The sequence below is a fragment of the Glycomyces sp. YM15 genome, assembly GCF_016918015.1.
In the GTDB taxonomy this organism is placed as follows: domain Bacteria; phylum Actinomycetota; class Actinomycetes; order Mycobacteriales; family Micromonosporaceae; genus Glycomyces.
In genome coordinates this window covers 1-15263 of sequence record NZ_JAERMK010000020.1, presented here as the reverse complement: position 1 = coordinate 15263, position 15263 = coordinate 1, and the positions used below count along the sequence as shown (strand labels likewise).

The following is a 15263-nucleotide window of genomic DNA, read 5'->3' as shown; positions in this document are numbered from 1 at the left end:
TTCAGGGTGGGGTGGGTTTCGACCCCTGCAGTGCAGAACAGGGAGCGGTGATTCGCCGCCAGGGCGGACCTCCGTCTGCCCTGAACGGCCCGCAGTCGCCCCGAGTCGACTCGTTCCGCTCGGGTCGAACGCCCCAGTACGGCCTGGCGCCGTACCGGACGCAGGGGACCGGCACGACGGTCAGTCGTGCTCCACTTGCATTCACGGCCTTTCACGGATCGGGTGGCGAGCTCGGTCCGCCGGAGCCGAGAACTTGACAGCCTGCACTGTACTGGCGGAATCCGCCGCTGTGGAGGGTGCGATTGCTCACGAAGTGGTCGATCGCCCTGGGGCGGAGCCGCTCTCAGGTGCGGACGGCCGGCGTCCGGTCCCCGGTGCGCGGTGCCGGAACCGCGGCGAGGCGCACCCGCAGCGCCTGGAGCACCGGCAGGTCGTAGACCATGCCGCCCGCGGCGAGCCACAGGCCGATGTCGGTGGCGGCCTGGCCGACCGCGACGTCGTGGACGGCGGCGGTCTCGCCCGCGCGGGCGGTCTCGGGCAGGGTCGGCCACAGCACCCAGCCCTGCACGTTCGCGTCCGGCAGCGCCGCGTCGAGGGCCTTGACGGCCGCGGCGAGGTTCACGGAGTCCACATCGGTGCTGTCGCGTCCCACCGGAGCGCACAGCAGCGCGATCCGGTCGCCGCAGACGATCGCGTGCGGCACGCGCGTCTCCAGATCCACCGGCAGCGCGACGAACAGGCGCGCCGCGGGCAGGTTCGTGAGCACCTCCCGCAGCAGCTTGCCCGTGGACCGGTCGGCTTTCGGGCGTGTCCCGGCGGGCCCGAACGCGTTGAACTGGCGCAGGGCCCCGCCGACGGAGCGGCGCAGCGCCAGCGTGTACCGCAGGCGTTTCACCGTCCACGCCAAGGCGGTGCCGGTGAGCACGTAGACGCCCAGGGCCCAGCCCCACGGCGTCGACAGTCCGGCGAGCCACACGACGGCGGCGGCGAACAGGAGCGCGATGACGAGCCGCCCGGTGGGCGGGTTCGGCGCGGTGTCGGGGCGGCGCCTGAGGGCCCGGCTGGTCTGGACGAGCACGATGATGGCGATGGCGATGGTGACCGGGATGGCCAGGGCCAGGAACAGCCAGCCGTCGGCGGCGAGCGCCTGCCCGAGGTAGCCGAGCCCGCAGAAGACCCAGACGGCGGCGACGGCGGCCATGTATCCGGCTGCGGTCCAGGCCGAGGGCCGGTGCACGGGCCGGGTGAGGCGCAGCCGGGCGTGCCAGGGGACGGTGACGAGGGCGCCCTCGGCGGGGAAGCCCTGTGCGGCGGGTTGCGGCGCGGGCGAGACGTTCCAGCCGCGGACTTTGCGGTGCGAGGGTTTCGCGGCGGCCTTGCCGTAGCGGCGCGCGGCGCGGCGGCCGAAGCGCAGCAGGTCGTATTCGCGGCGCAGCCCTGGGTGGGAGAGGGTCTCCCAGGCGCCTTGGACGAGGTGGAACTCGTCCTCGTCGCCGCCGCGGTCGGGGTGGGTCTCGCGCAGCCGGCGGCGGTAGGCCGCTTGTATGTCGGCTTTCGGGGCCTGCGGGCTGACCCCGAGGACGCGGTAGTGGTCTGGTTCGTTCACCACGCGGCTCCCGGTCGGTCGTGCGGGGACGGGCCGGTGCCCGTGAGGGGAGGCGGGCGTCGGTCTCGACGGTAATGGAGTCAATCTACCGCCGCATTGCCGCTTCGGGTGTCGCCAGGGCCGACATTCTCATACGGATGCGTCTCATTCGGTGTTTCACGAGACGGTGACGGTGACACTGTGGAGTCCGGTGGCCCCGTCGGGCACGACCCCCTGCTCCTCGCTGGTCTGCGGAATCCCCTCGCCGTCGGTGGCGCGGACGGTGAGCGTGTGCTCGCCGGGTTCGGCCTCCCATTCGATGAGCCATTGCCGCCACGTGTCCCCGGTGGCGACATCGGACAGTGCGCACTGGCGCCAGTCGCCATTGTCGACGCGCAGTTCCACGGCCGAGATCCCGCGGTGCTGCGCCCACGCGACCCCGGCGACGACCACGGTGCCCGAGTCGGCCTTCGAGCGGGGCGTGTCGATCCGCGACTGCGTCTTGATCGGCCGGGGGGTCGACCAGCCGCGGGTGATCCAGTACGCGTCGTAGGCGTCGAAGGTGGTCAGCTCGAGTTCGGTGAGCCATTTGGTGGCCGACACGTACCCGTAGAGGCCGGGGATGACGAGGCGGGCGGGCCAGCCGTGGTCGACCGGGAGGGGGGCGCCGTTCATGCCGAGGGCGATCATGGCGTCGCGGCCGTCGAAGACGAGGTCGGTGGGGGATCCGGCGGTCCAGCCGTCGGAGGAGCGGGACACGAGCTGGTCGGCGCCCGGGTCGACGCCGGCCTCGGCGAGGAGGTCGGCGAGGGACACGCCGAGCCAGCGGGCGTTGCCGACGAGGTCGCCGCCGACCTGGTTCGACACGCAGCACAAGGTGATGTCGCGTTCGATCAGTTCGCGGCCGAGGAGGTCGTCCATGGTGTACCGGCGTTCGCCGTCGACCATGCCGTGGACGCGCAGGCTCCAGTCGTCGACGTCGATGCGGGGGACGGTGATGGCCGTGTCGATGCGGTAGAACTCGCCGTTCGGCGTCCAGTACGAGGACAGGCCGGCCTGCTCGAAATCGGCGACCGGGCCCGGTTCGACCGCGGGGACGTCGGGCTCGGGGAGGGTGATGGCGTCGCGGTCGGCTTCGATCGCGGCCGGTCCGACCCTGGTGGCCCACCAGGTGCCGGCGACCGCGGCCGCGCCGAGACCGGCGGTGAGGCCGAGGAACCCGCGGCGGCCGGTCACGGTCCGCTTGCGGCTCTGGAGATCCCACCAGGTCAATGCCAGCGCGGCGAGCACCGCGGCGAGGATCGACGGGACCGCGGCGCCGGCGCCGAGACCGGGCCGCGAGACCGCCGCGGCCGCGCCGATCGCGCCCAGTACGGCGAGGACGGCCAGGCCGATCCACGGGGAGCGGCGCCATGCGAGGCCCGCGACCGCGCCGGCGACGGCGAGGCCGATGGCCAGGCCGGCGATGAGCAGCGGCTTGTCGGCGGTGCCGACGAGATCGATGAACCAGTGCGACACCTCGAGGGGGACGACGGCGATCACGGCGTCCGCGAGGGCCGACAGCGGCGCGGCGCGGGGCGCGGCGAAGGCGGCGGCGAAATGGCCGACGGCGAGGCCGGCGAGAGCCGAGACCGAACCGACGAGGGCCCAGGCGCGAGCGCCGGCTGGGTGCGTGGTGTTCACCCCTCCATCATCGCGCTTTCCTCGCCGAACGGCAGGCGATGCTGCTTACGATCCGCTAAACAACCCCGCGGCGGGGGCGCCGCGGACGACCCGATCGGGCCGGTCCTGCGGGGCGGGTGCGGGGGTCGGCGGCTGCCGGGCGCGCCGACGCCGGCCTAGCCCTGCCAGAACCGGGCGAGCGCGGACGCGGCGGGGTCGTCGACGTCGGCGATCGCGTACTCGGAGGTCTCGACCGAGCTGCCGGAGTTCACCCACGGCTCGGCCTCGGCCGAGCCGAGCACGTCCATGTCGACCCACGGGTAGCCGTCGACCGGTTCGGGGACGTCCAGGTCCAGTTCGGGCGGGAAGCTCGGCGGGTTGTCGGCCTCGTCGACGAGCATGTCCTCGTACGTCGCGGCGTACGCCGTCTCGTCGCCCGCGGCGGCCTCGTCCTCGGCCGCGTCCTCGTCGTACTCGGCGTCGACGGCGAAGTCCTCCTCGAGCGTCTCGTCGCTCTCGAAGTCGGTCTCGGCCCCGTCGAACGCGAACCCGTCCAGGTCCTCCTCGCCGGGAACGTCGCCGTCGTCGAACTCGTCCAACGCGGGCGCGTCGTCGTCGAGGTCGCCGGTGTCGAAGTCCGCGTTCCCGTCGGGCTCGAAGGCGTCGAACTCATCCATCACGCATCCTCCTCGCCTGGGACGAGGGTGCGGGCCTTGGCCAGCACCTCGTCGAGCTGTTTGACCTTGGCGGCCATCGAGTCGCGGCGCTGCTTGAGCGCCGCCTGCTTCTTCGCCCGGGCGGCCTGGTCGGCCTTCTGGGCGTTCTCGGCGGCCGAGATCCGCGCGTCGAACTCGGCGGCGCGGCGCTCCAGGGCGTCGTCCAGCGTGGAGTTGAACACGAACTCCACCTCGGTGAACCGGAAGCTGATCTCCTCGTTGAGGTTCGCCCTGGCTTCGGCGATGACCCGCTGGACCCACTGCTTCGCGGCCTGGCGGTTGCCCTGGATCTTGCGGCGGTACAGCAGGAACGCGGCGGCGGCGAGGCCGATGCCGACACCGGAGGCGGTCAAGGCGATCGCACCGACCCCGGCGACGGCGCCGAGGCCGATCGCGCCGGCGCCCATGGTGACCGCGCGTCCGGCCATCATCGCCACACCCGCGGAGGACGCCACGAGCAGCGCGCCGTCGGAGTTGTCGCCGCGGCGGGTCCGCCCGGAGGCGGCCGTGCGCAGGCCCGCGGAGATCGAGTTGGTGGCCTGGCGCAGCTCGTCGTCGTTGAACACCTGCCGCAGCACGCGCTCGGCCAGGAGCACGAACCGCTGGTGCAGCTCGCCCGAGAGACGCGCCGCGATGCCCTGCAAGGCGATGTCGACCCGGTTCGGCAGCGATTCCAGCGCGGCCTTGTTGGCCTTCTCGACCTCGTCGAGCAGCGCCTCCTCGAGCTCCTGCAGGTGGGTGCGCAGGCGGCCCTGGACTTCGATCTTGGCCCGCTGCGTCTCCACCCGCAGCGCGAGGTTCGCCTTCTTCGTCTCGGTGCGCCGCAAGGCGAGGGCCTGCTTCTTCTCCTCCTTGAGCCGGTTGGCGGCCTCAGGGTCGGGGTCGTAGGCCTTCATGTCGGCGGCGGCGGAGACGGCGAGCCGCTGGAACTCGGTGCGGACCGCGCGGACCACGTTCGCCGCCACCAGCGCCTTCCCGGCGGTGGCGACCTTGACCAGGGCCCGCTGCATCTTCCCGATCCCCGACTCCTTCGCGAGGGCCTGGCGGGTCGGGCCCTGCGAGTTGAGGGCGTGCTCGGCGAGCATCGCCGACACCGGGTAGTGCGGGGCGTTGCGGAAGCGCGGCGCGTGCGCCTCGATGAGCGACCGGTTCTCCTCCATGACCGTGCGCCACCCAGGGTAGGTGTCGGTCTTGGTCAAGGCGAACACGACGAAGTTGACGCGTTTGGACGCCTCGGTGAGGAAGTCCAGCTCGGTCTTCGCCATCGGCGAGGACGCGTCGGTGACCATGATCAGGCACGTGGCGCGCGCGACCGCTTCGAGCGCGATCTGCGCGTGGTCGGGGTCGAGCCCGCCCGTCCCGGGCGTGTCCACCACGGACATGTGTTTGAGCAGCGCCGACGGGTGGCCCACGAGCATCCGCCGCGGCGGGACCATGCCCGGCGGCATCGTCCCCAGACGCGTGGCCCAGTTGCGCAGGTCGCCGACGCCCAGCAGCATCGGGTCGGCGGCGCCGGGCTGCCAGGCCCGCACCGACGCCTGCTCGGCCCAGGCGAACTCGAGATACGCCGTGGTCGCCACCTGTGCATCCACAGGCGACAGTCCCGGCATGCCGAGGAGGGCGTTCACCAGCGAGGACTTGCCGCGCTTCGTCTCACCCACCACGACGGCGACGGGCTTGTCGGGCTGCCAGCGCGAGACCTCGTCGACCTCGGCGGCGGCTTTCGCGTCGACCGTGCGCAGGGAGGCGTTGCCGGCCTTCGCGGCGCGGGCGCACAGCTTGTGGATCTGCTGGGCCGGGTTCGGCTTCGCGGGCGCGGTCTTCTTCGCCGGGGCCGGCTTCGCGGCCGGGGGCGGGGTGGCGGTGTCGGTCATGCCCGCACCTGGCCCCGGTAGACGGTGACGATGGGGTGTCGCAGGAGACGGCCGCGGTCGGTGTACCCGATCTGCTCGGTGCGGGCGATGATGCCGTCCTCGGCGGGGGACCCGGCGGCGATCGTGGACCCGGCCTCGTGCACGGCCGGGTCGAACCGCTGCCCGGTCGCATCGACCTGACTGACGCCGACGCGCGCGAACGCGCCGTCGAGGTGCTGGGCGAGCGCGGGGGAGGTGGCGCGGTCCCGCATCCAGATGCACGCCTCGACGAGGGCGTTGCGGTCGGACACGGCCTGCGCGGCGCGGGCCGGCTCCTGCAGCTGCTGCACCGGGATCGGCCCCGACGGCGCGGGCGTGAAGGGCGCGCCGGAGACCGGCGGCGCCGCAGGCGGCGCCGGGGCGGGCGCGATCGACCGTCCGGTGAGGACGGCGACGACGGCGGTGACGAGGACCGACCCGGCCGCGACGGCCAGGGTCACCGGATCGAACCCGCCGGTGAGGAACACCGAGCCCAGGCCGGCGGCGGCGAGGCCCACGAGGGCTCCCACCAGCGGTCCGCCGAATCGATTCGTCACAATGCTCTCCTTCGGTCGTGCAGGGGTCCCGTTCGGGGGGCCGGTTCTCGGGCTCATCCGAGCCGCTGGGCGAGTAGATGGAAACCACGATGCACCACGTTCGCCACCCGCGCCTGGGCCGGTGTGGCGCCGCCGTTGGCGAAGGCCCGCCAGCGCGCGGCGGCTTCGATCGCGGCGCGGCGCAGCTGCGGCCGGGCTTCGCCGGGGAGGCCGAGGACGACGCCGGCGTCGTCGGTCAACGCGAGGCGCGCGACTTCGGCTTCCATGGCCTCGGGCAGGGCGACCTGCCCGGTGGTGACTTGCGCGGCGGCCTCGAGGAGCGGCAGCCGGTGGTATTCGGGGCGGGCGACGATCGACTCGACCGCGCCCCGCAGGAGGTCGCGGTCGGCGGCGGGCCCGGAGGCGGCGGCCGCGTCCAAGCGCCCCAGCGCCCAGCCCGCTTTGATGACGTCGGCCCGCACCCCGAAGATCTGGTGCAAGGTCGTGCGCAGCCGCGGGAACCCGGAGGCGGCGAACAGGAGCCGCACGAGCTCGCCCGTGGCCAGGTGCGGGTTCGCGCCCAGGTGCGCGATCGCGAAGTGGATGCCGTACAGGTCGAGGCGCTCGAGCAGGCGCTGGCGCTGGTGCTTGTCGACCGGCCCCTCAGTGGACAGGAACAGGCCGGCGGAGGCGAGCATGAGCGCCCGCTTGTCCTCGTCGAGTCCGGCGAGGGTCCGCAGCGCCTCGCAGTCGGCGGCGGTCAGCAGCCCGGCCTCGGCGGTCTCGGCGAGCAGTCCCACGACGGGGACGACGTCGCACACCGAGCGGCGCAGCACCGCGGCCTGGTCGCCGGCGATCGGGCCCGCGACCGGCCACGGGTCCTGCCCCGGCCCCGGGGCGAGCTTGTCGGCCTTGTTGTACAGCCCCAGCGCGTTCATCGGCGAGGACGCCATCTGCTGCGAGGCCTTCGCGAACGCCTCCAAGGCCTCGACGTCGTCGGCGCGGACCTGCTGGGTGAACACGTAGATGATCGCCTCGGCCGATTCGACCGCCGCCCGCGAGTCGTCGTCGACGTCCTCGGCGATCGGCGCGGCGAACAGCATCTCGCGCGCCGCATCGGAGATGTCGGTGTTGACCGACTGCAGACCGGGCGTGTCGACGACGGTCAAGTCCCGCAACCGGTCCGAGGACAGCTGCACGTCGATCATCGCCGCCTCGTCCGCCGGGATCGGCAGCGTGGTGGGAATCATCCCGTTGGCGTCCAAGGGGACCGCGTGCTTCATGCCGTTGCGGGCGACCACGTCGACCCGGTCGGCCGGACCGTACCGGAACTGGGTCACCACCCGCGTGCACTCGCCGGCGGCCGTCGGCGCGACCCGGCGCCCGATCAACGCGTTGACCAGCGTGGACTTCCCGGCTTTCAACCGGCCCGCGACCGCGACGCGCAACGGCTGCCCGAGCCTGGAGGCCACCTCCTCGACCACGGGGCGAGACGCGCTGCTGACCTTGCCGGCCAGCTCTTCGCACATGCCCGCCACACTCGTGGTGAGTTGCCCTGCCACCATGCTCCCGCGTCCGCCCTCTCGTCGTTCTCTCGGCACCTGGGCGCCGACGCCGGTCTGCGGCATCGAAGGTTCCGCAATATCATGAGAGGCGTCGGCGTTCCGTCGACAAGACGACGATACAAACCGCAGCCGCCCGGCCGCCTCCCCCATTCGTGCCACAGCGTAAGGAGCCTCCCCTTGGCCGCCCCGCCGCCCACCCCCGGTCTGGCCCGACCGCGCGCCGATGCCGTGCCCGCCGACCCCGGCCACGGCGATCGCGATCAAGCGCTCCACGCCATGGCCGAAGCGCTGGCCGGTCCCGGCCTGGTGGTCGTCACCGGCCCGCCCGGCTGCGGGCGCACGCGCCTGCTCGAGCGGCTCGCGCAGGCCTCCAAACGCCCCGTCCACGCCGGCGGCGGCCTCGCGATGCTCTCCGGCGCCCCCGCGCTCGCCCTCGAACGGGCGACGCGGGCCCGGATGCCCGCCGACGACCTGCCGCTGCTGGCCGAGGCGGTCTACTCCCGCACCCGCGGCGGCCTCCTCGTCATCGACGACCTCCAATGGTGCGACGCCGCGACCCTCGCCGTCCTCCCGGTCCTCGCCGAGCGCCTCCCGGTCGCCGCGGCCCTGCGCATCCCCAACCGCCTGAACGAGACCGCGCTCGCCCGGCTGCTCGCCGACGCCACCGTCGTACCCGTCCCGGACCTGACCGAAGCCGAAGCCGCGCGGCTCGTCGCCGAAGCCGCGCCCGCGCTGCCGCCCACGCGCGCCGCCGCCCTCACCGTCCGCGCCGGCGGCAACCCCCTCGCCCTCACCGCCCTCGCCAAACGCGCCGCGAACCTCGAGACCCCCGGCGACGACCTGGACCTGGAAACCCCCGGCGACCCCGCTGCGGCCGCGGCCGCAGCGATCGCCGATCTGCCGCGAGCGGGCCGCACCGCGCTGGCCGCGCTCGGCCTCCTGGGCCGCCCCGCGCACCCGAGCCTCCTCGGCGAGGGCGCCGCCGTCCTCCGCGACGCCGGCCTCGCCGTCCCCGACGGCGCCCACCTGCGGGCCGCCAGCCCGTGGATGGCCGAGGTCGCCGCTGGCATCCTCGACCACGACGCCCGTCTGTCCATGCACGAGCGCCTCGCCGACGCCACCGTCGGCGTCGAATCCGCCCGCCACGCCCACGCCGCCGGCCTGGCCGACCGCGCCCTCGCCACCGCCCTCGAAGCGGCCCAGGCCGCCGGCCCCCAGGCCCGCGCCGAAGCGCTCCTCCTGGCCGCCGACCTCGATCCGTCCCACGCCGTCGCCGCCGCCCGCGCCGCCCTCGCGGCCGGACGCACCCGAGCGGCCCTCGCCGTCCTCGACCGCGCCCCCGACGACCCCGAGACCGCGCTGGCCCGCGCCTGGGCGCTCCTGGCGCTCGGCGAACCCGGGCAGGCCCGCGCCGCCCTCGAGCACGCACCCGAAGGGCCCGAAGCCGACCAGCTCCGCCTCCTCACCGCCCCACCATCCGAAAAGGACGCGTTGGTGGGGTTGCTGCGCGAGGCCCACCCCGACCTGACCCACCCGGGCCTGGCCGCCGCGCTCGCCGGAGACGACCCCGACGCGCTCGCGTTCGCCGAGGCGCTGGCGCGCGACGCGGGGGAGGCGACCACCGCGTTCTGGTGCGCGTGGTCGCGGGTGATCGCCCTCGCCGACGCCGCGCGCCTGGTCGAGGCCGAAGCGGTCGCGCACGAAGCCGCGGACCGGGCCGGGGCCGCCGGCGCGTACTCGTGGCAGACGCGGTTCCTCGCCGCCGCCGCCTGGTGCCTCGTCCTGTCCGGCACGGGCCTCGACAACGTCATCGCCGCCGCCCAGTCCCTGGCCGACCATGCGCTCCCGGCCGTCGCCGACACCCTCATCGACGCCTCGATCGCCCTCGCCGAGGCCGACACGGGCGCGCTCGGCGCCGCGCGGGCCCGCCTGGCTCGGCTGAAGGACGCCCCGGCCGCGCTCGAAGGGCTCGTCGCGTGGCTCGAGCATGAGACGGCCTGGCTCGACGGCCAGCCCGGTCCCGAAGCGCCCGAATCGCAGCCGGGCCTGGTCGGCGGGCTCGCGCACATCACCGGCCGGTGGATCGCCTACGACACCGGCACGGAGCCGGTCGCCGCCGAGCAGACGCCGTGGCCGGTGCCGGTCGCGTCCACGCTCTCGGCGTGGGACAAAGCCGCGCCGGGCCCGTTCGCGCAGGCCGCGACCGCCTGGGACGGCCTGGCCGCCCGCGAGCAGGTCCGCTGCCTGCTCGCGCTCGCCGCGCACGCGGGGGACGCGGCGGCCGCCGTCGCGGCCCTGGAAGCGGCCGAGCGGATCGCCGACGAGCACGGCCTGATCGTCCTGGCCGGACGGGCCCGTCGCGGCCTGCGCAAGCACGACGTGCGCCGCGACCGCCGGTCCGCGCGCGGCGGCGGGGGACTGACCGACCGCGAGAGCGAAGTGCTGCGGCATGTCGCCTCGGGGCACCCGTCGCGGCGGATCGCCGAGATCCTCGGCATCACCGCCGAGACCGTGGAGACCCACATCCGCTCGGGGATGCGCAAACTCGGCGCGAAGACCCGCACCGAGGCCGCAGTGCTGCTGACGGCCGCCGAAGGCGGTGCGGCGTGACGGGCGAGCAGGTGCCGCTGCACGTGGTCGGCGCGTCCGGTGACGCGGACGCGATCGTGCGCCGCTGCGCCGCCGCCGGCTGGGCGGCGCACCGCGGGTTCGCACTGCTGGAGCCGGCCTGGGACTTGGCCGACCGGCGCCTGGTGTGCCACGGCCACGTCGGCGACGACCACACGGCTTCGCAGGCGGTCCTGGCGGCCGCGCGCGGGGCCGGGATCGTCGCGGTCGCGACCGGCGCGCTCGCCTTGAGCCTCGCGGCGGACCTGCGCCGCGTCGGGCCCCTCGGGCTGACGCCGGGCAAGGCCGAGGCCGCCGACGGTCTCGACCTCGACGCCGAGCAGCGGGCACTGCTGGGCCGCCTCGCGGCGGGCTCGACGATCGCGGCCGCCGCCGAAGCGGAGTTCGTGTCCCTGCGCACCGCCAACCGCCGCATCGCCGCGGCCCGTCAATCCCTGGGCGTCAAGACCACCCGCGAAGCGGTCATGATCTACATCAAACACGCCCGAGACTGACCCGCCAGCCCACCCGTGAGCTGCTGGATCGCTCCAATGTCGTACCCGTGTGGGAGTGTGGTCCCTTTCGGTGGGTCGGAGGCGGATGCGGGAGGGAAGGGGCATGCCCTATGCGGCAGCAGGCCTCCCGAGCGCCGGCCGATGCACGCGCCGCCCCAGACGCTCGAGCGCGCTCCCGCCCGACGCGACCGCGGCCGGACCTCCGCGTCCCCCCCGACCATCCGCACCCGGGCCCTCCGAACAGCCCCCGCTCCTCCTGCCCACGCCGCCGGGGAGCGGCCCCCGCACACAGCCGGGCCCGGTGCTTCGCCGCACCGGGCCCGTCGGCTTTCCGTCTTCCTTTGCGCTACTTCAGCTCAGCGAGACGCGCCTCGGCCTCCTCGAGCTGGCGGCGCAGCCGCGACGCCTCCTCGGCGGCCTCGGAGCGGATCTTCTCCACCACCTCGTCGACGACCTCGGCCACCTCATCGGAACCCGACGCCTGGCACATCGCCAGCGCGTTCGAGTGCGCGACCTTGGCGCCCTTGACGACCGTGCGGGCCCCGCGGGAAGCCGCGACCGACCACTCGCCGTCCTCATAGGTCAACGTGATCGAAAGCTCAGGGTGCTTCGCGGCCGCGGCGCGCGGCCGGGCGGCCTTCTTCTTCGGGGCCGCCGCAGGCTCGGCGGCGGCGATCTGAGACGCCTCAGGTGCGGTCACGGGTTTCCTCTCACTCACAACTGGTTTCGGTTTCGGCGCGGGCTCCTCGGGAAGCAGGCCCGGGCCCGAAGGCGCGACGGGCTCGCTCGAGCGCTGGCGCGGCGCGCGCCGCGCACCCTCGCCGGGCGCGGGCAGGCGCAGTTCGGCGGCGGAGAACGACAGCTCGTCGGACCCGAACGCGACATGGACGAAGTCGTCCACCCCGCCCGGGTCGAGCGCGACGACCTTCCCGGTGCGCCCGGCGACCTGCCCGGCGGCGTCGGTGAACACCACCTTCGGCTTCTTTCCCTGCGCCAGCACCGCTTCGAGATGAGCGATGTCGGCACTCGACAGTGACATCGGGGGCTCCTTCACTAAAGTTGCGGCAGGCACCGCCGCAGTGAACGGCGCCCGCGAGGCCGACCCAGGGCCGGCCGGTTGCTGCATCCTCCAATACCTACTCTGCGGGTACGACACCACCCCGCGGCGAAGTCGCCCACGCCCGCCCCGGCCCCACTCCGCCACCGCCCCACAACGACCCGCCCACCGGGTCCCGAACCGGCCCGGCCCGGAAAATCGGCTGCGGTTCAGACCCGGGCCATGTCGGGTTCCCCCACCCGCCCATCCGGGCGCCTACGCTCCGACCATGAGAGTCGCACTGGTCACCGAGTCATTCCCGCCCCAGGTCAACGGCGTCGCCCGCTCCGTCGCCCGCGCCGCCGCCCACCTCGCCTCCCGCGGCATCGAACCGGTCGTCGTCGCCCCCGCCCCCGGACCCGGCCCCCGCCCCGCCTTCGACTGGCCCGTCGTCCACGTCCCCTCCATCCAGCTCCCCGCCTACAAGCACTTCCGCGCCGGACTCGCCACCCGCGCCCTCGACGACGCCCTCGACGCCCACCGCCCCGACGTCGTCCACCTCGCCAGCCCCTTCGGCTACACCGCCCGCGCCGCCGTCTGGGCCGAACGCCGCGGCGTCCCCACCGTCGCCGTCTGGCAGACCGACCTGCCCGCCTACACCCGCGCCTACCACCTCACCGCCTTCGAACAACTCGTCTGGCACCGCCTGCGCTCCATCCACTCCCGCGCCCGCGTCAACCTCGCCCTCTCCGAATGCACCGCCAAAGCCCTCGCCGCCCAAGGCATCGGCGGCCTCGCCGTCCTCCCGCACGGCGTCGACACCGACCGCTTCCACCCCCGCTACCGCGACCGCGACCTCCACGACGCCCTCACCCCCGACCGGGAACTCCTCGTCGGCTACGTCGGCCGCCTCGCCCGCGAGAAACAACTCCACTGGCTCACCGACCTCGCCGCCGCCCCCGGCATCCGCCTCGTCATCGCCGGCGACGGCCCCCGCCGCCGCGCCCTCGAACGCCTCCTCCCGAACGCCACCTTCCTCGGCGCCCTCCACGGCACCGACCTCTCCCGCCTCTACGCCTCCCTCGACCTCTTCGTCCACACCGGACCCTTCGAGACATTCGGGCAGACCATCCAGGAAGCCCACGCCTCCGGCGTCCCCGTCGTCGCCGTCGACGCCGGCGGCGCCGCCGAACTCGTCGACCCCGGCGTCGACGGCACCCACTTCCCGCCCGGCGACGCCCCCGCGCTGGCCGCCACCGTCAAGGCCCTCGCCGACCGCCGCGACCTCCTCGCCCAATGGGGCGAACGCGGCCGCCTCAAAGTCCAGGCCCGCACCTGGGAAGCCGAAGGCGACGCCCTCATCGGCCACTACGAGCGGGCACTGGCACTCGGGCCGGCACGCGCCCGCCTCGCCGTCCCCACGCCTTGACAGACGACAGGACCACCGCCCCCAGGTACACCGACGAGGACACGATCGGCCCCGCCAGGATCTGGTCGCCCAACACCCGCAGACGATCCGGGTCGAGCGAGACCGCCATCGCGGCCAGCCCCGGCCGCAGCACGAACACCCTGAGCGCGAACGTGATCGCCGTCGCCACCAGCTTCACCAGCACCCACGTGTACGCGATCGTCCACTTGGCGCCAAACATGAGCACGACCCCCGACACCAGCGCCGCGGCACCCAACGGCACCGCGAGCACCCCCGCCGGCGCCGACATCGCAGTCCCGGCCGCATACCGCTCGGCCGCCCCCCGGTGCCGGCCGCACGGACGCCGAGCACCAGCAGACACAGGCGCAACCCCAGCCAGGCGACCGACGACACCACATGGACGATGACGAGCGCCCGATACGCGCTCCGACGAAGTCCGCACATGCCACCACCGTCGCCGCCCGCACCGCGCAAGCGCATCGGCGCACGAACGTATCCGCGCCTACGCCAAGGCGCTGACCCCCGCTAGATCGCCTCCGCCGCAACCGCGTTCGTATCCAGCCGCGCCCACCGCAACCCCAGCAGCGGGAACAGCAGCACCGACAGCATCGCCGCCCCGATCATCGCCGCCGCGATCGACTCGTCCACCAGCCCCCGCTCCGCCGCCGTCGACGCCGCCACGACCACGATCGGCAGCTCCGTCGCCGCGAACGCCGCCAACACCCCCCGCTGCGGACGCGGCAGCACCCGCGCGAACAGCGCGAACGTCGTCACCCCGCGCACCAGCGCGAACGCCGCCAAGAACACCGGAATCAACACCAACGCCAACGGCGACCCCAGCAACCGGTCCAGATCGAACGTCACCCCCGTGTAGACGAAGAACACCGGCACCACCGCACCGAACCCGATCCCGTCCAACTTCGACTGCACCAACGCCTCCTCCCGCTCGTCCAACGCCGACAGCAGCACATGCATGCACACCCCGGCCGCGAACGCCCCCAACGCGATGTCCACCCCGATCTCCGCCGCCAGCAGCACCGCCGCCAACAGCGCCAGCAGCGACAACCGCACCGCCAACTGCGCGCTCGTCCCCAACGTCGCCGACAACAACCGCGACACCCGCGCCGACCGCCGCAACGACCCGAACACCGCCGCCGCGACCGACAACCCCACCAGAGCGATCACGAACGTCGTCCGCCCCGAATGATGCCCCTCCGAATACAGCAACGCCAGCAACGCGATCGGCGCGAACTCACCCACCGCCCCCACCGCCATCAGATGCGGCCCCACCGGCCCCGCCAGCAGACCCGAATCCCGCGCGATCGGCAGCATCGTCCCCAACGCCGTCGAACACAACCCGATCGCCAAGATCAACACCGCCGCACCCGCGCCCACGACCGCCAAAGCGCCCACCGCCACAGCGAACGACAACACCCACCCCAACGAGGCCAGGATGATCGGCCGCCCCCGCACCGCCCGGAAGTCGATCTCATACCCCGCCAGGAAGAACAGCATCGCCAACCCCAACTGCGACACCGTCTCGAACAGCAGATGCTCCTGCACCAGCCCCAACACCTGCGGCCCGATGAGGATGGGGCTTAACCCTTTGACGTTGACACCTTGATCTCCCGGGCCGGTAGGGTTCGGGTTGCAAGGAGTGAAGAGTGTCGACCTCGAAGTATCATCGCCGGTTTCCCGAGGAGTTCAAGGCCGAAGCGGT

12 protein-coding genes are annotated in these 15263 nt (G+C 73.8%); 3 read left to right on the top strand and 9 right to left on the bottom strand.

Annotation, left to right across the window (positions count from 1 at the left end; all coding sequences use genetic code 11):
• Positions 1–343: 343 nt before the first annotated feature.
• The 6 genes from JHY01_RS19890 to JHY01_RS19865 all read right to left on the bottom strand — a co-directional run bounded on the left by JHY01_RS19890 (position 344) and on the right by JHY01_RS19865 (position 7956).
• Positions 344–1606 (bottom strand): J domain-containing protein, encoded by a 1263-nt coding sequence (locus JHY01_RS19890; protein ID WP_205327430.1) that lies wholly within the window; start codon positions 1604–1606, stop codon positions 344–346.
• A 156-nt stretch (positions 1607–1762) separates the two neighbouring features.
• A complete protein-coding gene (locus JHY01_RS26895) occupies positions 1763–3268 on the bottom strand; it encodes a molybdopterin-dependent oxidoreductase (RefSeq protein WP_205327429.1) in 1506 nt (501 codons plus the stop codon).
• 155 nt (positions 3269–3423) lie between these two features.
• A complete protein-coding gene (locus JHY01_RS19880) occupies positions 3424–3924 on the bottom strand; it encodes a hypothetical protein (RefSeq protein ID WP_205327428.1) in 501 nt (166 codons plus the stop codon).
• Positions 3924–5837, bottom strand: a complete 1914-nt coding sequence (locus JHY01_RS19875) for a dynamin family protein (RefSeq protein WP_205327427.1) — start codon at positions 5835–5837, stop codon at positions 3924–3926. The genes JHY01_RS19880 and JHY01_RS19875 overlap by 1 nt, the downstream gene beginning before the upstream one ends.
• On the bottom strand, positions 5834–6412 hold the full coding sequence (locus JHY01_RS27875; RefSeq protein WP_205327426.1) for a nucleotide exchange factor GrpE: 579 nt from the start codon (positions 6410–6412) through the stop codon (positions 5834–5836). The genes JHY01_RS19875 and JHY01_RS27875 overlap by 4 nt, the downstream gene beginning before the upstream one ends.
• Before the next feature lie 53 nt (positions 6413–6465).
• Positions 6466–7956, bottom strand: coding sequence for a dynamin family protein (locus tag JHY01_RS19865; RefSeq protein WP_205327425.1), 1491 nt, complete (start codon positions 7954–7956; stop codon positions 6466–6468).
• Between the two features lie 177 nt (positions 7957–8133).
• Here JHY01_RS19865 and JHY01_RS19860 point away from each other — a divergent pair, with 177 nt between their 5' ends.
• Complete coding sequence (locus tag JHY01_RS19860; RefSeq protein ID WP_205327424.1) at positions 8134–10566, top strand: LuxR C-terminal-related transcriptional regulator; 2433 nt, start codon at positions 8134–8136, stop codon at positions 10564–10566.
• Positions 10563–11078 (top strand): LuxR family transcriptional regulator, encoded by a 516-nt coding sequence (locus JHY01_RS19855; RefSeq protein WP_307814505.1) that lies wholly within the window; start codon positions 10563–10565, stop codon positions 11076–11078. The genes JHY01_RS19860 and JHY01_RS19855 overlap by 4 nt, the downstream gene beginning before the upstream one ends.
• Positions 11079–11424: 346 nt before the next feature.
• Here the strand turns inward: JHY01_RS19855 and JHY01_RS19850 are convergent, their stop codons facing one another.
• Positions 11425–12117 carry a hypothetical protein gene (locus tag JHY01_RS19850; protein WP_205327423.1) on the bottom strand — a complete coding sequence of 231 codons (693 nt, stop codon included), beginning with the start codon at positions 12115–12117 and terminating at the stop codon, positions 11425–11427.
• A gap of 286 nt (positions 12118–12403) precedes the next feature.
• Between JHY01_RS19850 and JHY01_RS19845 the strand changes: the two genes are divergently transcribed.
• Complete coding sequence (locus JHY01_RS19845) at positions 12404–13543, top strand: glycosyltransferase family 1 protein (protein ID WP_205327422.1); 1140 nt, start codon at positions 12404–12406, stop codon at positions 13541–13543.
• On the opposite strand, the gene JHY01_RS19840 is transcribed toward JHY01_RS19845, so the two are convergent.
• Together JHY01_RS19840 and JHY01_RS19835 are read right to left on the bottom strand one after the other, a co-directional pair.
• On the bottom strand, positions 13473–13832 hold the full coding sequence (locus JHY01_RS19840; RefSeq protein WP_205327421.1) for a hypothetical protein: 360 nt from the start codon (positions 13830–13832) through the stop codon (positions 13473–13475). The two genes, JHY01_RS19845 and JHY01_RS19840, sit on opposite strands and share 71 nt — an antisense overlap.
• A 236-nt stretch (positions 13833–14068) precedes the next feature.
• Complete coding sequence (locus tag JHY01_RS19835; protein WP_307814511.1) at positions 14069–15130, bottom strand: cation:proton antiporter; 1062 nt, start codon at positions 15128–15130, stop codon at positions 14069–14071.
• Positions 15131–15263 lie beyond the last annotated feature (133 nt).